At 65.5% G+C, this 16,250-nt stretch carries 29 protein-coding genes, 2 tRNA genes and 2 pseudogenes; 13 read left to right on the top strand and 20 right to left on the bottom strand.

Translation table 11 applies throughout. The features are described from left to right. Positions 1 to 5 precede the first annotated feature (5 nt). From tpiA to JN531_RS12050, 6 genes are all read left to right on the top strand, one after another. A complete protein-coding gene (tpiA, locus tag JN531_RS12025) occupies positions 6 to 779 on the top strand; it encodes a triose-phosphate isomerase (protein WP_228349102.1) in 774 nt (257 codons plus the stop codon). Between the two features lie 5 nt (positions 780 to 784). Then, complete coding sequence (gene secG / locus JN531_RS17375; protein WP_228349103.1) at positions 785 to 1,117, top strand: preprotein translocase subunit SecG; 333 nt, start codon at positions 785 to 787, stop codon at positions 1,115 to 1,117. A gap of 65 nt (positions 1,118 to 1,182) precedes the next feature. Next, positions 1,183 to 1,267: transfer RNA gene (locus JN531_RS12035), tRNA-Leu, on the top strand. Positions 1,268 to 1,352: 85 nt separating this feature from the next. Further along, a tRNA-Met gene (locus JN531_RS12040) sits at positions 1,353 to 1,429 on the top strand. A 76-nt stretch (positions 1,430 to 1,505) separates the two neighbouring features. Continuing rightward, positions 1,506 to 1,670, top strand: coding sequence for a hypothetical protein (locus JN531_RS12045; RefSeq protein ID WP_228349104.1), 165 nt, complete (start codon positions 1,506 to 1,508; stop codon positions 1,668 to 1,670). A 9-nt stretch (positions 1,671 to 1,679) separates the two neighbouring features. Then, positions 1,680 to 1,958 (top strand): hypothetical protein, encoded by a 279-nt coding sequence (locus JN531_RS12050; protein WP_228349105.1) that lies wholly within the window; start codon positions 1,680 to 1,682, stop codon positions 1,956 to 1,958. Here JN531_RS12050 and JN531_RS17440 read toward each other — a convergent pair. From JN531_RS17440 to JN531_RS12135, 17 genes and pseudogenes are all read right to left on the bottom strand, one after another. Further along, positions 1,929 to 3,155, bottom strand: a pseudogene (locus JN531_RS17440) (recombinase family protein); the annotation flags it as partial. The gene JN531_RS12050 and the pseudogene JN531_RS17440 sit on opposite strands and share 30 nt — an antisense overlap. Beyond that, entirely contained in the window at positions 3,136 to 3,420 is a 285-nt protein-coding gene (locus JN531_RS12060; protein WP_228349107.1) for a hypothetical protein, read from the bottom strand. The pseudogene JN531_RS17440 and the gene JN531_RS12060, both read right to left, overlap by 20 nt. Beyond that, positions 3,417 to 3,734, bottom strand: coding sequence for a hypothetical protein (locus tag JN531_RS12065; protein ID WP_228349108.1), 318 nt, complete (start codon positions 3,732 to 3,734; stop codon positions 3,417 to 3,419). Before JN531_RS12065 ends, JN531_RS12060 begins: the two co-directional genes overlap by 4 nt. After that, on the bottom strand, positions 3,731 to 4,207 hold the full coding sequence (locus JN531_RS12070; protein WP_228349109.1) for a hypothetical protein: 477 nt from the start codon (positions 4,205 to 4,207) through the stop codon (positions 3,731 to 3,733). Before JN531_RS12070 ends, JN531_RS12065 begins: the two co-directional genes overlap by 4 nt. Further along, a complete protein-coding gene (locus JN531_RS12075; RefSeq protein WP_228349110.1) occupies positions 4,204 to 4,662 on the bottom strand; it encodes a hypothetical protein in 459 nt (152 codons plus the stop codon). The genes JN531_RS12070 and JN531_RS12075 overlap by 4 nt, the downstream gene beginning before the upstream one ends. A gap of 542 nt (positions 4,663 to 5,204) precedes the next feature. Then, on the bottom strand, positions 5,205 to 6,698 hold the full coding sequence (locus tag JN531_RS12080) for a DNA methyltransferase (protein WP_228349111.1): 1,494 nt from the start codon (positions 6,696 to 6,698) through the stop codon (positions 5,205 to 5,207). Beyond that, a complete protein-coding gene (locus JN531_RS12085) occupies positions 6,695 to 7,309 on the bottom strand; it encodes a J domain-containing protein (RefSeq protein ID WP_228349112.1) in 615 nt (204 codons plus the stop codon). The genes JN531_RS12080 and JN531_RS12085 overlap by 4 nt, the downstream gene beginning before the upstream one ends. After that, a pseudogene (locus JN531_RS12090) lies at positions 7,306 to 7,527 on the bottom strand (DNA cytosine methyltransferase); the annotation flags it as partial. The pseudogene JN531_RS12090 and the gene JN531_RS12085, both read right to left, overlap by 4 nt. Positions 7,528 to 7,651: 124 nt before the next feature. Beyond that, positions 7,652 to 8,221 (bottom strand): hypothetical protein, encoded by a 570-nt coding sequence (locus JN531_RS12095; RefSeq protein ID WP_228349114.1) that lies wholly within the window; start codon positions 8,219 to 8,221, stop codon positions 7,652 to 7,654. Continuing rightward, complete coding sequence (locus tag JN531_RS12100) at positions 8,206 to 8,565, bottom strand: hypothetical protein (protein WP_228349115.1); 360 nt, start codon at positions 8,563 to 8,565, stop codon at positions 8,206 to 8,208. The genes JN531_RS12095 and JN531_RS12100 overlap by 16 nt, the downstream gene beginning before the upstream one ends. Next, positions 8,562 to 9,107: a hypothetical protein gene (locus JN531_RS12105; protein WP_228349116.1), complete on the bottom strand. Its 546-nt coding sequence runs from the start codon at positions 9,105 to 9,107 to the stop codon at positions 8,562 to 8,564. Before JN531_RS12105 ends, JN531_RS12100 begins: the two co-directional genes overlap by 4 nt. After that, positions 9,104 to 9,418, bottom strand: coding sequence for a hypothetical protein (locus JN531_RS12110; RefSeq protein WP_228349117.1), 315 nt, complete (start codon positions 9,416 to 9,418; stop codon positions 9,104 to 9,106). The genes JN531_RS12105 and JN531_RS12110 overlap by 4 nt, the downstream gene beginning before the upstream one ends. Further along, positions 9,415 to 9,807: a hypothetical protein gene (locus JN531_RS12115; RefSeq protein ID WP_228349118.1), complete on the bottom strand. Its 393-nt coding sequence runs from the start codon at positions 9,805 to 9,807 to the stop codon at positions 9,415 to 9,417. The genes JN531_RS12110 and JN531_RS12115 overlap by 4 nt, the downstream gene beginning before the upstream one ends. Beyond that, positions 9,783 to 9,992, bottom strand: a complete 210-nt coding sequence (locus tag JN531_RS12120; RefSeq protein ID WP_228349119.1) for a hypothetical protein — start codon at positions 9,990 to 9,992, stop codon at positions 9,783 to 9,785. Before JN531_RS12120 ends, JN531_RS12115 begins: the two co-directional genes overlap by 25 nt. Beyond that, entirely contained in the window at positions 9,989 to 10,273 is a 285-nt protein-coding gene (locus JN531_RS12125) for a hypothetical protein (RefSeq protein WP_228349120.1), read from the bottom strand. Before JN531_RS12125 ends, JN531_RS12120 begins: the two co-directional genes overlap by 4 nt. Then, on the bottom strand, positions 10,270 to 10,497 hold the full coding sequence (locus JN531_RS12130; protein ID WP_228349121.1) for a hypothetical protein: 228 nt from the start codon (positions 10,495 to 10,497) through the stop codon (positions 10,270 to 10,272). The genes JN531_RS12125 and JN531_RS12130 overlap by 4 nt, the downstream gene beginning before the upstream one ends. Then, entirely contained in the window at positions 10,494 to 10,757 is a 264-nt protein-coding gene (locus JN531_RS12135; RefSeq protein ID WP_228349122.1) for a hypothetical protein, read from the bottom strand. Before JN531_RS12135 ends, JN531_RS12130 begins: the two co-directional genes overlap by 4 nt. 223 nt (positions 10,758 to 10,980) lie before the next feature. On the opposite strand from JN531_RS12135, the gene JN531_RS12140 reads away from it, so the two are divergent. Then, positions 10,981 to 11,463: a hypothetical protein gene (locus JN531_RS12140; protein WP_228349123.1), complete on the top strand. Its 483-nt coding sequence runs from the start codon at positions 10,981 to 10,983 to the stop codon at positions 11,461 to 11,463. Positions 11,464 to 11,477: 14 nt separating this feature from the next. Here the strand turns inward: JN531_RS12140 and JN531_RS12145 are convergent, their stop codons facing one another. The 3 genes from JN531_RS12145 to JN531_RS12155 form a co-directional block, all read right to left on the bottom strand. Beyond that, on the bottom strand, positions 11,478 to 11,624 hold the full coding sequence (locus tag JN531_RS12145) for a hypothetical protein (protein ID WP_228349124.1): 147 nt from the start codon (positions 11,622 to 11,624) through the stop codon (positions 11,478 to 11,480). Then, a complete protein-coding gene (locus JN531_RS12150) occupies positions 11,621 to 12,082 on the bottom strand; it encodes a hypothetical protein (RefSeq protein ID WP_228349125.1) in 462 nt (153 codons plus the stop codon). Before JN531_RS12150 ends, JN531_RS12145 begins: the two co-directional genes overlap by 4 nt. Before the next feature lie 614 nt (positions 12,083 to 12,696). Continuing rightward, complete coding sequence (locus tag JN531_RS12155; protein WP_228349126.1) at positions 12,697 to 13,176, bottom strand: helix-turn-helix transcriptional regulator; 480 nt, start codon at positions 13,174 to 13,176, stop codon at positions 12,697 to 12,699. A 69-nt stretch (positions 13,177 to 13,245) separates the two neighbouring features. On the opposite strand from JN531_RS12155, the gene JN531_RS17445 reads away from it, so the two are divergent. The 6 genes from JN531_RS17445 (at position 13,246) to JN531_RS12180 (ending at position 16,195) form a co-directional block, all read left to right on the top strand. Continuing rightward, positions 13,246 to 13,461, top strand: a complete 216-nt coding sequence (locus JN531_RS17445; protein ID WP_366522378.1) for a Cro/CI family transcriptional regulator — start codon at positions 13,246 to 13,248, stop codon at positions 13,459 to 13,461. A gap of 243 nt (positions 13,462 to 13,704) precedes the next feature. After that, complete coding sequence (locus JN531_RS12160; RefSeq protein WP_228349127.1) at positions 13,705 to 14,301, top strand: DUF8585 domain-containing protein; 597 nt, start codon at positions 13,705 to 13,707, stop codon at positions 14,299 to 14,301. Next, complete coding sequence (locus JN531_RS12165; RefSeq protein WP_228349128.1) at positions 14,294 to 14,515, top strand: TraR/DksA C4-type zinc finger protein; 222 nt, start codon at positions 14,294 to 14,296, stop codon at positions 14,513 to 14,515. The genes JN531_RS12160 and JN531_RS12165 overlap by 8 nt, the downstream gene beginning before the upstream one ends. 314 nt (positions 14,516 to 14,829) lie before the next feature. Next, complete coding sequence (locus JN531_RS12170; RefSeq protein WP_228349129.1) at positions 14,830 to 15,276, top strand: LvrA C-terminal domain-related protein; 447 nt, start codon at positions 14,830 to 14,832, stop codon at positions 15,274 to 15,276. Then, the gene (locus JN531_RS12175) at positions 15,273 to 15,707 is read left to right on the top strand and encodes a hypothetical protein (protein ID WP_228349130.1); all 435 of its coding nucleotides are present in this window, start codon (positions 15,273 to 15,275) and stop codon (positions 15,705 to 15,707) included. The genes JN531_RS12170 and JN531_RS12175 overlap by 4 nt, the downstream gene beginning before the upstream one ends. 86 nt (positions 15,708 to 15,793) lie before the next feature. Then, positions 15,794 to 16,195, top strand: a complete 402-nt coding sequence (locus JN531_RS12180) for an HNH endonuclease (protein ID WP_228349131.1) — start codon at positions 15,794 to 15,796, stop codon at positions 16,193 to 16,195. Positions 16,196 to 16,250 lie beyond the last annotated feature (55 nt).

Here is a 16,250-nt window from a genome sequence, read left to right on the forward strand (position 1 = left end):
ACAACATGTCACGAACCCGCCTGGTCATCGGCAACTGGAAGATGAATGGAAGTCGCGATGACAACGCGGCCCTGCTGCGCGAACTGGTGTTCGAGGCCAAGAAGTACAGCGCCATCGAGATGGCGGTCTGTCCGCCCGCGGTCTATCTGGACGGCGTCGGTCAGCAGATTGGCGGATCACCGATTCGCCTCGGGGCGCAAGACCTGTGTGAGCAGGCCGCGGCCGGAGCGTTTACCGGCGAGATCCATGGCAACATGCTCAAGGAGTTCGGGTGTCGCTATGTTCTTGTGGGGCATTCGGAGCGGCGCAGCCTGTACGGCGAGACGGACGAAAGGGTGGCCCAGAAGTTTGTCACCGCACAGGTCTGCGGCCTGGTGCCGGTGCTCTGTCTCGGTGAAACATTGGCTGATCGTGAGGATGGGTCGACCGAGGCCGTGCTGGCGCGGCAACTGGATGCGGTAGTAGCGTCAGCCGGCATCGCCGCGTTGCGGGATGCCGTGATCGCCTATGAGCCAGTCTGGGCGATCGGCACCGGCCGCACCGCAAGCCCTGAGCAGGCGCAGGCGGCACATGCCTTCCTGCGCCGCCGCCTGGCCGAATCGGATGCTAAAATCGCCGGCTCGGTCCCCCTGCTGTACGGTGGCAGCGTCAATGCGGAGAACGCCGCATCGCTGTTCGAACAGCCGGATGTCGATGGCGGTCTCATCGGCGGCGCCTCACTCAAGGCAAGCGCGTTCCTGGCAATCTGTGCCGCCGCGCAAGCCCGTAACGGTCAATAAAATTCATGTATACCGCTCTCGTCATTGTTCAAGTCGTCATCTCGGTGGTGCTGGTCGGGCTCATCCTGATCCAGCATGGCAAAGGTGCGGACGCCGGGGCTGCCTTCGGCAGTGGGGCGTCCGGCACCGTGTTCGGATCGCGGGGGTCAGCCAACTTTCTGTCCCGCACCACCGGATGGTTGGCGGCGGGTTTCTTCGTCATCAGCCTGGCCCTCGCGTATCTGGTGCATGGCGATCGTCAGGTCGAATCCGTGGTTGATCGCATCGGCGCGCCGTCAGTGGAAGCGCCTGCGGAGGTTGATCCTGCCGGTGCGCCGACGCCGGTCATTCCCGAGTAAGTTTTTTGGCGCCTGGGGCTGGAAGATTCCCCGCCCAGGCGCTATGATTCGCGCCCCCGAATGACGCCCATGTGGTGGAATTGGTAGACACACTACCTTGAGGTGGTAGCGGCGAGAGCCTTGGGAGTTCGAGTCTCCCCGTGGGCACCAGTGGATCGGTGCCGGAGTGGCAAGTTTTTCGGGGGGACGGAGTTGAGGCGTTTGGCTGAACGTTGTATACTCGTCGTCTGTCTGGTGCGGGGTGGAGCAGTCTGGCAGCTCGTCGGGCTCATAACCCGAAGGTCGTAGGTTCGAATCCTGCCCCCGCTACCACGTTTATCTGACTTGCGGTATTCAGGCCGCCATGTAGTTCTGCGATCCAGCCCGCCTCGTGCGGGCTGATTGTTATGTGGCCGAGCAGTTCGCGCAGCGCTTCTCGCGCGCTGGCGATGTCGTCGATTTCGGCGAGTTGGTTGACCATCCGTTTCCATATCTCCCTTGCGCGCGGCAGCATTTGTGCTGGCTGCTGGTTTTGTGCTGCGTGGAGTTCTGCCTGGGCTGTGCTGGCGGCTGATTCGGCGGCTTGCAGGGCGGCTTTTGTGCTGGGGGTGATGATGCCCTGGCGGATGGCGGTGATGATGTTGTCGCGCTCGCGCTGGGCTTGCTGGAGGCGGGCGCGGGCGCTGTCGATGTTGGGTTGTGCTTGTTTGAGGGCGGCGCGGGCGGCTTGTTGGAATTGTTGGTATGCGGTTTCGCTGAGCAGCTCGGCTTTGATGCCGGCGAGCAGGTGGGATTCGATGGTGGTTCGGGGGACTTTGCGGCTGTTGTTGCAGACGCTTGGGCCGCGGTCTTTGTGGGTTGAGCAGCCGTAGCGGTAGCGGTCGACGATGACGATGCTGCCGCCGCAGGTGGCGCAGGTGAGGAGGCCGCTGAAGAGGTAGCGGGGGCCGCTGCCTGCGCGGGCGCGGGGGCCGTGTTTGGCTTGGGCCTGGCGGGTTTTGTAGTTGACGGCGCGGCGGCGTTGTTCGACGGCGCGCCAGAGGTCGTCGGGGATGATGCGGAGGTCGGGGTGGTCGGTGATGATCCACTCTGTTTCGGGGCGTTCGCGGCGGGTGCGGCGGCCGGTGGTGGGGTCTTTGACCCATGTGGAGCGGTTCCAGATCCAGCGGCCGGCATACATGGGGTTTGCGAGGATGCCGATGCCGCGCTTGGTGTCGCCGTAGATGGCGCTGACGGTCCATGTGCCGCCCCTTGGGGCGGGGATGCGTTCGGCGTTGAGCTGGGCGGCGATGGCGCGGGCGGCGCTGCCGTCTGCGTAGAGTTGGTAAATGCGGCGGACGATGTCGGCTTGGGCGGGGATGATGGCGCGGCCATGGCCGTCGGGGGTGTCGGTGCTGCGGTAGCCGTAGGGTAGGCCGCCTGCGCTGCGGCCCTGGAGGGCTTGGCCGGTGAGGCCGCGGTGTGTCTTTTCGGCGAGGTCGTCGAGGTAGGCTTCGGACATGATGCCGCGCAGGCCGACTTCGAGCTTGTGGCCTTTGCGGGCGGTGTCTATGCCGTCGCTGACGCCGATGAGGCGGATGCCCCAGTGGGTGAGCATGCGGACGGCGCGGGCGGATTCGATCTGATCGCGGCTGAGGCGGCTGATGTCGTCGACGAGGAGGATGTCGTGGGCGCCTGTTTCTGCTGCTGCGAGCATGCGCTGATACTGGGGGCGGTCGCTGCGGCTGCCGGAGATTGCGGCGTCGGTGTATTCGGTGGGTGCTGGCCAGCCGGCGCGTTGGCAGTATGCGCGGATGTTGCGCAGCTGGTCGTCGATGCTGGCATCGCGCTGGGCGTCACTGCTGTAGCGGGCGTAGGCGGCGGCTCTCATGCGGGGGCAGGCTACGGCTTTTGGCGCTGGGCGGTCGAGGGGGGATTTTGACGGCGGCTGCGTTCTGCGCGCCGTGGTGCGGTTTGCTGTGTGAGATGTTCGCGCACGGCTTGGCGGGCGAGGAGTTCGAGCAGGCGCCCGTGCGGGTCTTTGTGGGGGCGGTTGACGGTCATGGCTTGCGCTCCGCATGGGCGGGTGACGGCTCGATCTTCAGCCGCGCGCGATACGTCGGCGCTGCATCGCCTTGTACGATCATCGTCAAGCAGCGGCCTGTTTTGCAGTCGTGGACCTGCACGGTTGCTGGCTCCCCGTTTGCAATCGCGTATTCGGTGGTTGTTGCGTCACGCCATTTCGCCCATGTTTGAGCAGCTTCGGTGAAGCTGTCGGCGAAAATTTGCTTGGCGTCTGCGTAGCATTGCCCATGGTCTGGACACCAGACTCTGTATTGCTTCATGACTGGCGCTCCATTGCGGCGCCCTGGTCGATGCTGTTGTCAACAATCGCTTCGCACAGTAGCTTCGCAAACATCTGGCGCTGATCGTGGCCCCGGTTGTAGTGGTCGCCGTGGTGCAGAAGGGCCTTGGCGGCGCATTCCAGCATTTCGCTCGCTGATAGTTCAGTGCTCGCCCTCAGCAGTCGCAGCTCCTCCGGGTGCTCGTGCTCAATCACGATCACGCCAGCTTCGCGCAACGTTTCTCGGTCCTGCGGTGACAGCGTTCCCGGTTTGACGGGCAGCAGGTTGGGCTCAACCGCGGCGGAGTTGCTCATGTCTCGTCTCCGATGGCGCGGACGAGTTCTACAAGTAGCGGATGATCTTCGTGAAGGATCGTCCTTAGACTTTCAGATACCGACCGCACCGCCTCCACGTCCACGGCGGGCGCTGGCGGCTGAGGGGCGGCGGCGATCATGGCTTCACGGCGCTTGCTGTTGATGAATCGCAACAGCGCGTCCGCTTTGAAGGTAATCGTTTCGGCACCGTCCCATGACCCCCGGCTCACCTCGCCGATTTCGAGCCGGATGTCTTGCCATGTCAGGTCGGGCACCGCGACCGGCGCGGGCTTGGCGAGTTCGGCGCAACGGTTGACGCATTTCAAAGCATGCAGATAGTCGGTTTCGGTCATGCCGATGATCTTGTCGCCGTTATGTTCGCCTGTGACTCGGTGTCGAACACCCCCGGTCGAGCCTCTCACTGGCTCGTGCGTATCGGCGTTCCAAGGCGCTGGCGTTGGCTTCTTGCTCATGATTCCCTCCGGAACTTGGCGAGTGCGGCGCGGGCACGCTGACAAAGCGGATCATCGCGCCGTCTCAAAGTGCATCCGTCCCACGCTTGCGATTCGAACTGCTGGACCAGCTCCACCAGCTCCCGCACGTCAGGCGGCGGGACGGGGGCGGGGTAGAGATTGCGCGGCGACAACGGCTCAACCTCGTATTCGCCGTTGCCGTCGTCGTCGGGCGCGGCTACTACTTTGAACTTCTCTCGCCAGCCAATGACGCTAACCAACAATTCCACAACGTCACAGACGGCGGGATTGATGCTTTCCAGCAAGTTGATGTCGCAATCAGCATCAAACCAGATGTCTCCATCGTCACTGCTGTAGCATCGATCCACCGGCTCCTGCCCCCGCAGCCGCTGCAACTCGGCCTCGGCAGCCTGTAGCCGGGCCATAGTCCCAGCGGGATTCGTTTCTGTGTTCATGCGGTGCTCCTGTTGTCTCGCCGGATGAGATTGCAGCGCGGTACCCTCCGGCGATGGCGAGGTGGACTCAGACGTGGACGTGCGGGGCGTGCGGGCATCTGGCCCGCAGAGTTGTCCGGTACCCGAAATACGGCGCTGGGCCGGAGGCGGACACGCCGCTGACGACGCTGGCCGCCCGGGCTCGGTGCACGAAGTGCGGCGTCCGCGGCCAGTGCACGATCGATGAGCGGGAGCAAGACCGCATTCCTTGGCAGCGGGCGTTTCAGCGCGATCACGGCGACACCCCCTGATGCTCGATGACGCCTACGGGGCAGCGGGGGGCGTTCATGCGGCACCCCCACTGAAATAGGTCCGGGTTACCCTCGTCCCGGGTTGCGTCACCCGGCATTTAACTGCGCCGGTCTTTTGCAACGGGTGCCATCCGCCGGCAGCTCGGCGGACAGGGCTCAGTGCGGGCCTACCAGCGACGGGCAGCATGCGCCCTGCCTCTGGATTGCAGCGATGCTCTGCTGCGCGGCCCTCTCGGGGTGTTTGGTGGTGGGTCATGCGGCGACCTCGGGGAAGAGGGAGCCCTGTGATGTGAGCCGTGCTCGCTCGCGCACTGCCCAGTCGCAACGGGCGCGGATGATGGGGAGATATTCCGCCTCACGCTCGATCAGCGTGGGCTCGAAGCCCTCAAGAATGGCGGCCTTGCCGGTGCTGCCGGACCCGGCGAACGGATCCAGGGTGACGCCACCCGGTGGGGTGACCAGGCGCAGCAGGTAGCGCATCAGGTCCGTCGGCTTCACGGTGGGGTGATTGTTCGCCCGCGGGGTGACTTGATAGCCCTCATCACGCCGCGTCATGTGCTGTCCGCTGGTGTTGCTGACCATGCCGCCGCTGAGCTTCGCCATGTGCTCGAGGCCGGCGTCCCTGTCTTGGACGCTGGCTTTGGCACAATAGTAGAAGCGGGCGGCGCTGCCGGTATCGCCCCGGGGCACTTGCCCATTGGAGCCACGCGCCATGACGCCGTAGGTGTTCTGGCCGGCACGCTGCGAGTCACTGGTGCTGGCCTTGGCTATCTGGCCGGGCGCCTGCGGAAAGGCTGCCACTACTTCATCGCTACCATCGTGAATCAGGTTCGCTGGCCAGCGGCCGGCAGGGTCTCCGCCGCGATGGCCGGGCGTGGCTGCAAAGTTGGTGCTGCCGGCGGTGTCATAGCGGCGGTCGGCGCTGGGTTCGCCTTGACGAGAACGTGGCGTCTGCTCGTCGTGTCGGCAGGGAATGCCGCCGCTGCCGACGCGCAATTGATCCTCGGTTCCGACCCTGCACCCGTCGATATTCAGCACCCCCGTCCCATGCGCGAGCACGTTCGCCGCGACAGTTCCGGCCAGCGGCTTTCGCGCAACCACCACCGGTTCCCATGCGGGTTTCAGGGCGGTGCCCCAGCCTTTCCACTGGCGCGCGGCTTGGGTGGCGGGGGCGGTAGTGGTTGCACCGTTGTCCTTGTGGCCCGCATTTCCGTCCCGCTCGCCAACGGCAGCAGTAACCTTGGCGAATCCCTCTTTGTTCGGGCGAGCTTTGCTCGCGTCGTAGCCAACTATTTCGCGCTCCGCCCCAGCCGCCTTGTCTATAGCTTTCGAGACGTCCAACGATTTCGGAAATCCAGAGCCATACACCCACGCCGGATAGTCCTCACGCCCATTCAGCGATCGGATGCAGTCGCGAATCTCGAAGCCTGCGATGCGCAGGCCCAGCGTCATCAGGTCATAGGTGCGCGTGCCCGCGAACGCCAACAGGTGACCGCCTGGCTTGAGCACGCGCAGCGCTTCCTTCCAGACCGCCGGTTGCGGGACAAAGGAGTCCCACGCCTTGCCCATGAACCCGGCACCCTTCACGTCGTGATGACCGGACTCCAGCCAGTCGCGCAGCATCGCGAGCGCATCCGGCGCCTTGCCGAGGCCATACGGAGGGTCCGTTACGATGCTGTCGAAGTGCGCGTCCGGCAGGGAGCGCATGACTTCTATGCAGTCGCCGTGGTGCAGGTGATAGTTCACGTCTGCGGCACCTCTTTCAGGGCCTGCTGATACGCCGCTTGCACCGCATGGAACTCGTCGGAGTTGCCGCCGCGGTCAGGGTGTGTCTCGGACCGGCGACGGCGGAACGCTGATTCGATGTCGGCACGGGTGGGTGCCGTACCCGGCAGCAGGCCCAGCACGTCCCGCCAGCCGCGCTCGGTCGGCGCCGGCAGGGCAGTGAATCCCTTGAACGCGGCCTCCATCATGTCGCCGGTGCCCCAGCGCGAGATCCCGCGCAGGGCGTCGATGGTCTTGGCGATGGCCTGCATGTTGTCGGCCACGGTCAGCCAGCGGTCGCAGGCGAAGCACACCGGGTTGCCCTTGTAGTTGAAGTACACGGCCACGCCCGGGTCATCCGGCGGCCGAGCGCTGGCCAGTGGCAGGCCGTCGCGGCGAAGGGGCATGTTGGTGGACAGGATCAGCCCGGCCTCGCGCCGCATCCACTCGTATCGGCCGGTCATCAGTTCGACCTGGCGCACGACTTCATCGCGGGCCCGGGCAAAGCTGGTGTCGAACCGGGAGCGCTCACGCTCGCCCCGGCTGGTTCGGGGCCGACCCTCGGGCCAGTAGAGGGGGTAGGACTCGATCATGCTGCGGCCCTCGTCTGCTCGATGCGGGGCGCGTGGTTCTCGCCCAACAGCGCTGCGGCTGGCTGGGGGCTGACGCTGTTGCCGACCATGCGCACTTGGGCGCTCTTCGTGAACACGCGCCCGTCGTGGCCGCGCTCGATGATGTAGCCGTCGGGGAACCCTTGGGCGCGGTACAGCTCGCGCGGGTTGAGCATGCGCAGGCCGATGTCGACGATGAGCTCTTCGGCCAGGGGCAAGATGAATTGGCGAGTCACCGGCGCCGCCCCTTCTTCTGCGGCATGACGTGCTCCCAGCGCATGCGGTCCTTGAGCCGGCGCTGTGCGCGGATGTTGCGGCGGCGGCTCATGCTGTTGTGGCCTGCTGGGCGGACGGGGCCTGACGGCGGGTGGGGGTGATGATGTTGTCAGTCCATTTGATGGGGTTGCGCTGGTAGCCGTTGAGGGCGCGCAGGCCTCGTTCGGTGATGTCGTATTGCCGTGGTTTGGTGCCGGGGCGAGCGACGATGCGCATGGTTTGGGTGAGGCCGCTGAGTGCGCTGCTGGCGGCGGTGGGGTTGCACCCGAAGGCGGCGGTGACTTGCCGGTTTGTGCTGCCGGGGTTGTCGGCGATGTGGCGTAGCACTTTGAGTTTTGGCGGGCTCTTGCTGGGATGCCGCTTGGGTGGCGAGGGGATGTTGGGCTCGATGGTTTCGCCGCCGGGGTTGTGGCCTGCGGGACGTGGCGGGGCATCGGGCCGGTAGTACTCGGGGCGGCCATTGTGGTTGCGGCGCCAGTGCAGGCGGCCGGTGCTGATGAGGCTGTTTGCAGCGGCCTGGATGTCGTGAAGGGTGAACTCGCGGTCGAGCATGTCGTGCAGGGCGGGGGCTGTCATGGCGGTGCCTTTGAGTGCGCGGCGGATCAGGATTGCGAGCATGAGGTGGCCTCCAGGGTGGCGATGTGTTGGACGAGGTAGTTGCTGTTGGCGAGCAGGTGGCCGGCTTGGTTGCGGCTGACGCGGATGAGGCGGCGGTCTGTGATGCGGCGGGCGAGGCAGTAGAGCCATTGGGCCTTGGCGCGCTGTGCGGGCACGCGGGCGCGCATGAGGCGGACGGCGGCTTGCTGTAGCTGGGCGAGGTTTTTGGTGCCAGTGAGGTAGCCGCTGCGGGCGAGGTCGTGGGCGCTGGTGGCGGCACGCAGTTCGTCTGCGCGGGCGCGGCGCTTTTGGGCGCGGCGGGCGGCGCGGCTGATGTAGGCGGGGGTTGGGCTGGGGGCGTTCATGCGCCGCAGCCTCTGCCGGTGGTGCCGCGGTTGTCGGGGCTGACGTAGTGCTGCCAGTACCGCCAGCCTTGGGCGCACCAGAAGCCCCAGCGGCGGTAGGCGGGGCCGGTGATGAAGAGGGTCCAGCAGGGTGGGGCGCCTTCGGTGACGATGAGGCGGTGGCGCATGCGGCCGGTGCGGCAGGTGATGCCGCTGCGGGTGCCGGCGGTGCGCTGTACGTCGCGGGTGCAGCCGGGGCGGTAGTCCATGGCGGGCTGCTGGCGTTGCCGGGCGGGCAGGCGTTCGGTGTAGCTGCCGGCGAGCAGTAGGCTGATGTTGAGCCAGGGGTGGCAGTGCAGGGCGCGGTCGTCGTCGCTACGCAGGATCTGGTGTAGGTAGATGTTGAACAGGGGGTTGCGGGGGATGACGTACCAGCGGCGCAGGTAGGGGTCTGCGGGGTCGCCGATGACGAAGTTGGGTGGGCGCTTGTGGGCGATGTTTCGGAGCATCCACATGTAGATGCTGGTGGCGAGGCGATTGCCGAGGTTGATATGCCGGGTCATGTGCGATCTGCCTTTTCGATGTCGATGCGCACCAGGTGGGGGTGCTCGGGATGGGCGATGAGGTGGCCGGCGCTTTGGAGCACCCACAGGGCCTCGCCGATGAAGGCTTCGCGGTCTTCGGGGTGGATGGCGCTGGTGTCGCACCAGGCGTGGCCGTCGAGTTCGTTCCAGCGGCAGAACGATTCGAGGTCTGAGCGGGCGCACATGCGGGCGTAGGCGGTGATGCGCTTGTAGGCGCCGGTGCGCTCCGCGTGCTTGATGGCATGGCGTTTGACGCCATCCATGACGAGGTCGTCGTGCATCTGTTTCATGCTGCCTCCGCCTGCGGCAAGCCGCGCAGTTGCTCCAGTGGCACCCACGTGAGGGTTGGCTGGCCGTGACGGTTTAGCTTTCGCTTGTCGTGATATGCAGCGCGGATGTGCAGGCTGTGGAAGTTCTGCGGGTCGGCCAAGCGGATGAATTGCTCGGCGTATTGGGGCGCGTCATAGGCATCGCCTATGCGGGTGGGGCGGACCTTTTGGAATAGCTCATCGGTCCGGTGCTCGATGCGGTCAAGCCATTCGTCTTCGCTGAGCCAGACGCGCACACCGCCGGGGCGCTCGTCCCACCGGCTGATCTTTTGAGTGAGGCGGCGCTTGATGGAATGGCGGCTGACGCCGTAGACGGCGAAGGCTGTCATGACAAGCCCCAGCAGCAGCATGGCGTGGGGGGGGGCAGGGCGCGGTCGTCGTCGCTACGCAGTATCTGGTGCAGGTAGATGTTGAACAGGGGGTCTGCGGGGTCGCCGATGACGAAGTTGGGTGGGCGCTTGTGGGCGATGTTTCGGAGCATCCACATGTAGATGCTGGTGGCGAGGCGATTGCCGAGGTTGGTGTGCCGGGTCATGTGCGATCTGCCTTTTCGATGTCGATGCGCACCAGGTGCGGGTGTTTGGGATGGGCGGTGAGGTCGGTCTTCTTCGAGAGGTCGAGCCCGATGCAACACTCGCGGCCTTCGGGGTGGATGGCGCTGGTGTCGCACCAGGCGTGGCCGTCGAGGTCGTTCCAGCGGCAGAACGATTCGAGGTCTGACCGGGCGCACATGCGGGCGTAGGCGGTGATGCGCTTCACGGTCAGGCCAAGCTGATTGCCTTTGATGACCGCGGAGTCAGGGGGGTGTGGGCTCATGCGGCGTGTTGCTCCTGTGTTGCCTTTTGGTCACGCAGCCAAGCGAGGCTGGCGCGGATGCGGGTAAGGCCGCCGATGATTTCGGCGGCGGTATGGGGGTACATGGCGCGCCGGTGGACGAGGCGGGCGTTGTTGTTGGCGGTGATGGCAATGTGTTTGTCGAGCCACCGCAGTTGTGCGTTGAGCTGTCCGAGGTCGGGGCTGTGGGCGGTGGGGGCGTTCATTTGGAATCGCTGGCGGCGACGCGGCCGAGGTCGGTGAGGCGCCAGCCTCTGCCGCCGCGTGGGCCGGGGTGGTGCTCGGTGTAGCCCTGGGCTTCGAGCTGCTGCAGTTGGGCCTGGGCGAGGACGATGCTGGCTTTGCTGCGGTGCCCTTCGGCGCGCTTGGCCATTCGGGCTGCGGTGATGTGGGTGAGCCCCCCACGCGCGGCGGCGAGCCGGCACAGGAGTGCGGCTTCGGTGCGGGTGAGGGGGCCGAGGTGCATGTCAGGCGGCCGTGTTTTGCGCGGCGCGCAGCGGGATATGGCGGGCCGCACCCTCTGTTGTAGGATGCTGGTGCCAACGAACATCGCCACAAGAAGAAGGAGCGGCCCATGGAACGGGTTTGGATGCGAGGTGCTTGCGTGGACCAGGGCGTGGTGAAGAAATCGCACCAGCCGCCACGGCCGCCCCCGCCGCCGCCCCCACGGGATTAACCGGAGCGATGCGATGGATAACGACGAGGCCTACAAGGCCAAATACAAGGCGCTTTTTCGGCTGCACTACAACACGCGGTTGCTGACGCTCCACTGCGCCTACTGGCGGTGGGTGGGGTACATATGCCGCGCACTTACGGCGGTGGGTGCAACCGCTGCAATGGCCTCTCTCACGCTCACCGGCAGCACTGCGTCGGCGGCACTGGCGGTGCTGGTGTGGGTGGCATGGCTGGCTGAGATGACGTTCTCGCCGTTCGAGAAGGCGGCGAAGGGCCAGTGGGAGCTGGCGCCGTTCGTCAAGCTGCAAGACCGCGCCGACGGGATGACGGAAGGGGAATTGCGCTGCGCGATCGATGAAGCTTCGGCCACCGATCCGGTGACGCCGATCAGCGCGCTGCGGGATGTCGCCTGGCTGCAGGCGGGTGAAGAGCTGGGTTCGCCCGGTGCGCAGTTGAACCTGTCGCGGTTTCAGCGGCTGCTGCGGGCTGTGTTGTAGGGGGGCGCGGTTCATTAACGCGCCACCCGAACTGCGATAAGGCCCCGGCGGGTGGGGCGCAGGCGGTAGCCGCGAGCGGCATAGGCTTTCGCTACGTCGGCAACCCGGGTGTGGCGGGGGTAGTCGGCGGCGCGGATGGGGGTGGAGAGGGGGGTGCTCATTGGGCACCTGCCCGGGCGCTGTGCGCGGCCAGTTTCTGTTGGGCGTAGGCGGTGGCTTCGGCGATCTCTTTGGCGTCGGCTGCGTCGCGCAGTGCCTGATATTCGAGAGAGTCGAGGGGCTCGGTGAGGTCGTGGTCTACGTCTGAGCTTGTGACATCGAGGCCGTCGATGATGTCTGCATCCCCAATGCTGACAAGGTGCTCTGCCTTTTCGGCTGCGTCAGCTTCGTTGAGGGCGTTGACTACGACGGTGACGGTGCCGCAGGCGCCGACGTTGACGGTGAAGCGGCCGGCTTGTTCGGGGCCGGGGGCGTCGATGTTGTCGGCCTCTGCGCAGGAGAGGTGGTAGATGGCGCCGTTGTCGGTGAGGCGGTGCGGGCCGCTGACGGGGCGGCCGCACAATGTGCAGTGGCGCGCTGCGGCGCGGATGGGGTGGGCGGCTGTGGCATTGCTGGGCATGGTTGACTCACGACTGAACGTGGCGACAACCGTAAAGCCGTCAAGTTGGAATGTCAAGCACGCTTTACGAAACTCCAGATTTTGCCCGTGCGGTGGGATTGCGGTAGGGTCCCGACAAGACATTGGAGATCAACGATGGCATTGAAGCCCTGTCGTGAATGTAAAAAGCCTGTCAGTACGTCTGCATCAGTTTGCCCCGTCTGCGGAACGCCTAAGCCCACTCGCTCTCGGGGTCGGGCGCTGTTCTTCGCTGTGGCGGCCGGCTTTGTTGGCGTCTGGATCGTGAATGGCGCGCTGGTGGATCATCAATCCACGCCTCGCTCGGAAAGGCCTCCGATGTCAAGGGAGGACTCGTTGCGCGCCAGGGCCTGCGCTTTCTCGATTGCTGCGGTTCGCACGCAGCTTGTAGCGCCCAAGACAGCCGAATTCCCCAGCTGCAACTGGAATAGAGACGAGTTTGGATTCCGGCACGCGGAAAATATGCGGACGTGGTGGGTTTCAGCTCACGTGGACGCCAGCAACCGGATGGGCGTGATGCTGAGGCAACGATACATCGTGAAGATGAGGCTCGACGACAGTGGCGCCTTCGAGGCTGTCGATGTGACGCTGGGGGACTAGCGGTTCAGCTCCAGCTGGAACGCCCGCTTCGCCACGTCGATATACCGATCCAGTTCATTCGTGTGCTCTTTGAGCTTGCTGGCGATACGGTCTGCCGTCTCACAGGCTGACTGATGCGTGAGCCGGTCTGTTTCCCGTAATTCGTTGCTGACCATCTCCATGCGGGAGGTGAAAACCTGTATGGCTGTCTCAAGCATGTGAACGCCGACTGGCCGACTGTCGAGATTAAAAGCTGCTTTCTTCTCGTTGACTTCCGATGCGTCGCTGTCGTCCCCGGTTCCGCCGGATTCGAAGAAGGTGAGATTCAGGATCTGCGCAAGCCTGCGCATGTTCGATGCCTTGATTTCGACGCTGTCGGATGTCTCCCAGCTATGGATAGTTTGCCGAGAAACGCCCATCCGGCGCGCAAGCTCGGCTGCGCCCATGCCCCGATTGAGGCGGGCATTCCGGATCAACTCGGCGCGTCCTATATCCATGCGGCGATTGTCTCACTTCGAAAGTAAAGACTGATTGACACAGACTTGACGCCTTCGTAAGGTTGTCGAATGACGAAGGCTGATGCGATCGCGCACTTCAAGGGGGCGGCACGTCTGGCGAGCGCCATCGGATGCTCTCGGCAGGCCGTACACCAGTGGCCGCCTGAGCTACCTGACCGCATCGCAGACAGGGTCATTGCTGCAATCACCCGCAGCGGCCTGGAAGTGCCCCCTGAATTGATGCCGAGTGAATCTGGGGGTGCTGATGTTTGCTCCCAGATGTAGGCAAAACCTCGGCTGTAGCTCGCTTTCCCCGGCGGACCCCACCCGCCCGCACGCCGGTTCCCCTGCCGGTTGGCGAAAGTCGATGCGCCGCCGGCGCGCACGTGGGGTGCCGGCACCTTTTCTCCTCCGGCCGCGCTGTGTGCGTGGCTGTTGCCCGGCCCCTTTGCGGGGGCTGGGCTTTTCTTTGGCTGCGGCTGCGGTTGTGCCATGTGCGCAGCCTGCCAGTGCGCATAGGGGTTGCCCATGAGTGAGTCGATACACCCGCACGCGGGCGCGGAAACGCGCAGTGAGTGCATTTGGCGCCATACGCAGGCGATGCGGCTGCGGGGCCGGCACAAGATGACGGTGTTTGCGGCTGCGGTGGCGGAGCGCTACCAGCAGCTGGTGCCGGAGGGTGCGCGCACGGTTGCGTTTGTGCGCGATGAGTTCGGTGGGTTTGCGGGCCGTGCATCTGCGATCTGGAACCAACTGACGCGGATGATGGACCCGGAGATTGATTGCACGCGGATGCCGTGTGACCTGGAGGAGGCGTGGGTTGATTGCCTGGCGGAGCCGTTCAGGGCTGCATGTGTGCAGGACCTGGCGGCGCGCTATGGGCTGCTACCGGTGCCGATACCCCGGGGCGGTGAGGCGGCGGCAGACCTGCTGCAGACAACGGCGCTGATGCGGGAGTTTGCGGCGACGATTGAGGCGCTGGCGCCCATCGTGGCTGATGGCCGCATCGATGGCGCGGATGTGCCGCACCTGCCGGCGGCGCTGCATGACCTGGATGCGTTGCTGACGCATGGGGCGGCGCTGCGAGCGGTGATGGTTGAGCAGCTGGAGCGTGGCAATGGTTGATGCCATTGACCGGGCGCAGGCGCTTGATCTGAGCCGTATCGAGCAGGTGCAGGCGGCGGCAAGGCTGCCCCTTGCGGAGTTGGGCCCGCAGTTCTGCGCGGTGTGCGCGGACGAGATCCCCGATGACAGACGGCGGCGTGTGCTGGGCACGCGCTGGTGCGTTGACTGTGCGCGGGCTGCTGAGCAGTTGGCGAGGCAGTTCCGACGACGGTAGCGATTTCGATGGGTCACCGGCGCCCGAAAGTGATTGATGGGGTTGCATCGCCCGCACCGGAGAAAAGACACGCGCACCGACGCGGGCCTGAGCAGGGCGGAAGCGGTACCGGTGGCCCGGTGGGGCCGTGGGGCAACTACCCCAGAACCCGGGGGCTGGCCGAAGAGTGAAGCCTGGGGCGTGGCGAGGGTCACGCATCACTCTCCGCTTCGGCGGGTTGGGAAACGGTCTCTTCCTTCTCTCACGCGTTTGTGCGCTGTGGGGAAGGGGGGCCGTTGGTTGGGTGGGGTTCTTGTGGATAACTAGGAGAAACCATGCACGTGCGCGATTTCGCCGCTGAGTTCGAACAATTTTGGGCCGTCTGGCCGCGTCGGGTGGCGAAGGCGGATGCGCGCAAGGCGTGGCGCCAGGTGCAGCACCTGCTGCCGCCAGTTGAGCGGGTGGTGGCGGCGGTGGAGGCGCAACGCCGCTCGGACCAGTGGATGCGGAATGAGGGGCGGTACATCCCATACCCGGCAACATGGCTGCGGGGTGAGCGGTGGGAAGATGAGATGGAGGTGCAGGTGCTGAGCCAGCAGCAGGCGGTGCCGTGGCACCAGACGGCGGCGGGCATCGTTGAGCGGGGCGGGCAGTTGGGTTTGCGGGAGGCGGACTTCGGGAGCTTCCCTGCCTTCAAGGCGGCGGTGTTCGCTGCGCACAGGCGGGCGGTGAGTGGTGATGCGGGCAATGTGGTGACGCTGGCTGCGCGGCGGGTGGCGTGATGACGGCGGCGGAGCTGGAGGCGATGGATGCCCGGGCGGTGAACTGGGGCCGATGGTCACGTGCGGGCTGTGGGCTGCAGCGCATGACGTGCGCGAGCGCCGAGGGCCGGTACGTTGCGCCACGGCCGGATGATGAGCGGGTGACGGCAGCGGGCAGGGAGCCGCTGGATGTTGATGGTGCTGAGCGATTCGAGCGGGCGGTGTGCACATTGCCGGGGCAGTTCGAGCGAAAGTTTCTGGTGATGGTGTACGTGGTGGGGCGGCCGCGTGCTGAGGTGGCGCGACGGTTTCGGTTGGCCAGCACTGACATGGTGGAGGCGTTCCGCAGGAGGGCGCTGGGTGCGGTTAGTGAGCGCATGGGGAGCCCCGACGAGGTGCGGCTGATACGCCGAGGCAGGCCGCTGTGGGCCGGCAATACGGGCCGGGGTTGACAGTTGAGAAATGCCCCGCATAGTCTGGCCGCACAATTTGATCCCGCCCACGTGGTGAGTAAGAGAGCCGGAATGGCTCTCCAACCATGCCCGAAACAATCGAAAAGCCCGGCAGCAGCAATGCGCCGGGCTTTGTCGTTTACGCCCCAGTGACCACACCAGCACGCCGCAGCTACGACAAGCAACGCGGCACGCGCACCCAACGTGGGTACGACAATCGCTGGCTGCGAGCACGCCGCCGATACCTGGCAGCGAACCCACTGTGCAGGCTGTGCCAGCAGGTGGGGCGCACCACTGCAGCAACGGTGGTCGACCACGTGGTGCCGCACCGCGGTGATCGCGCCCTGTTCTGGGATGAGGCCAATTGGCAGCCGCTCTGCAAGGAGTGCCACGACAGCGTCAAAGCGCAGGAAGAGCGCGGCGGCGTGATGCGAGGCTGCGATGCCGATGGCCTGCCCCTGGGCGCCAGCCATCATTGGCACCGCTGACCGCATAGGGCCTGCTGTGGCGTGACACCCCCGTTCTTGTGGCGCAGGGGGGTCA

Origin of the sequence: Flagellatimonas centrodinii, assembly GCF_016918765.2 — a bacterium.
Classification (GTDB): domain Bacteria; phylum Pseudomonadota; class Gammaproteobacteria; order Nevskiales; family Nevskiaceae; genus Polycyclovorans; species Polycyclovorans centrodinii.

Excerpts from the sequence above, each read along its gene's own strand:
- JN531_RS12125 (WP_228349120.1), bottom strand. The coding sequence starts at position 10,273 with ATGAGCCCACACCCCCCTGACTCCGCGGTCATCAAAGGCAATCAGCTT.
- JN531_RS12160 (WP_228349127.1), top strand. The coding sequence starts at position 13,705 with ATGAGTGAGTCGATACACCCGCACGCGGGCGCGGAAACGCGCAGTGAG.
- JN531_RS12115 (WP_228349118.1), bottom strand. The coding sequence starts at position 9,807 with ATGCTGCTGCTGGGGCTTGTCATGACAGCCTTCGCCGTCTACGGCGTC.
- JN531_RS12120 (WP_228349119.1), bottom strand. The coding sequence starts at position 9,992 with ATGACCCGGCACACCAACCTCGGCAATCGCCTCGCCACCAGCATCTAC.
- JN531_RS12105 (WP_228349116.1), bottom strand. The coding sequence starts at position 9,107 with ATGACCCGGCATATCAACCTCGGCAATCGCCTCGCCACCAGCATCTAC.
- JN531_RS12165 (WP_228349128.1), top strand. The coding sequence starts at position 14,294 with ATGGTTGATGCCATTGACCGGGCGCAGGCGCTTGATCTGAGCCGTATC.
- JN531_RS12180 (WP_228349131.1), top strand. The coding sequence starts at position 15,794 with ATGCCCGAAACAATCGAAAAGCCCGGCAGCAGCAATGCGCCGGGCTTT.
- JN531_RS12095 (WP_228349114.1), bottom strand. The coding sequence starts at position 8,221 with ATGCTCGCAATCCTGATCCGCCGCGCACTCAAAGGCACCGCCATGACA.
- JN531_RS12150 (WP_228349125.1), bottom strand. The coding sequence starts at position 12,082 with ATGCCCAGCAATGCCACAGCCGCCCACCCCATCCGCGCCGCAGCGCGC.
- JN531_RS12100 (WP_228349115.1), bottom strand. The coding sequence starts at position 8,565 with ATGAACGCCCCCAGCCCAACCCCCGCCTACATCAGCCGCGCCGCCCGC.
- secG (WP_228349103.1), top strand. The coding sequence starts at position 785 with ATGTATACCGCTCTCGTCATTGTTCAAGTCGTCATCTCGGTGGTGCTG.
- JN531_RS12130 (WP_228349121.1), bottom strand. The coding sequence starts at position 10,497 with ATGAACGCCCCCACCGCCCACAGCCCCGACCTCGGACAGCTCAACGCA.
- JN531_RS17445 (WP_366522378.1), top strand. The coding sequence starts at position 13,246 with ATGACGAAGGCTGATGCGATCGCGCACTTCAAGGGGGCGGCACGTCTG.
- JN531_RS12155 (WP_228349126.1), bottom strand. The coding sequence starts at position 13,176 with ATGGATATAGGACGCGCCGAGTTGATCCGGAATGCCCGCCTCAATCGG.
- JN531_RS12075 (WP_228349110.1), bottom strand. The coding sequence starts at position 4,662 with ATGAACACAGAAACGAATCCCGCTGGGACTATGGCCCGGCTACAGGCT.
- tpiA (WP_228349102.1), top strand. The coding sequence starts at position 6 with ATGTCACGAACCCGCCTGGTCATCGGCAACTGGAAGATGAATGGAAGT.
- JN531_RS12085 (WP_228349112.1), bottom strand. The coding sequence starts at position 7,309 with ATGATCGAGTCCTACCCCCTCTACTGGCCCGAGGGTCGGCCCCGAACC.
- JN531_RS12110 (WP_228349117.1), bottom strand. The coding sequence starts at position 9,418 with ATGAAACAGATGCACGACGACCTCGTCATGGATGGCGTCAAACGCCAT.
- JN531_RS12070 (WP_228349109.1), bottom strand. The coding sequence starts at position 4,207 with ATGAGCAAGAAGCCAACGCCAGCGCCTTGGAACGCCGATACGCACGAG.
- JN531_RS12170 (WP_228349129.1), top strand. The coding sequence starts at position 14,830 with ATGCACGTGCGCGATTTCGCCGCTGAGTTCGAACAATTTTGGGCCGTC.
- JN531_RS12140 (WP_228349123.1), top strand. The coding sequence starts at position 10,981 with ATGGATAACGACGAGGCCTACAAGGCCAAATACAAGGCGCTTTTTCGG.
- JN531_RS12135 (WP_228349122.1), bottom strand. The coding sequence starts at position 10,757 with ATGCACCTCGGCCCCCTCACCCGCACCGAAGCCGCACTCCTGTGCCGG.
- JN531_RS12060 (WP_228349107.1), bottom strand. The coding sequence starts at position 3,420 with ATGAAGCAATACAGAGTCTGGTGTCCAGACCATGGGCAATGCTACGCA.
- JN531_RS12145 (WP_228349124.1), bottom strand. The coding sequence starts at position 11,624 with ATGAGCACCCCCCTCTCCACCCCCATCCGCGCCGCCGACTACCCCCGC.
- JN531_RS12065 (WP_228349108.1), bottom strand. The coding sequence starts at position 3,734 with ATGAGCAACTCCGCCGCGGTTGAGCCCAACCTGCTGCCCGTCAAACCG.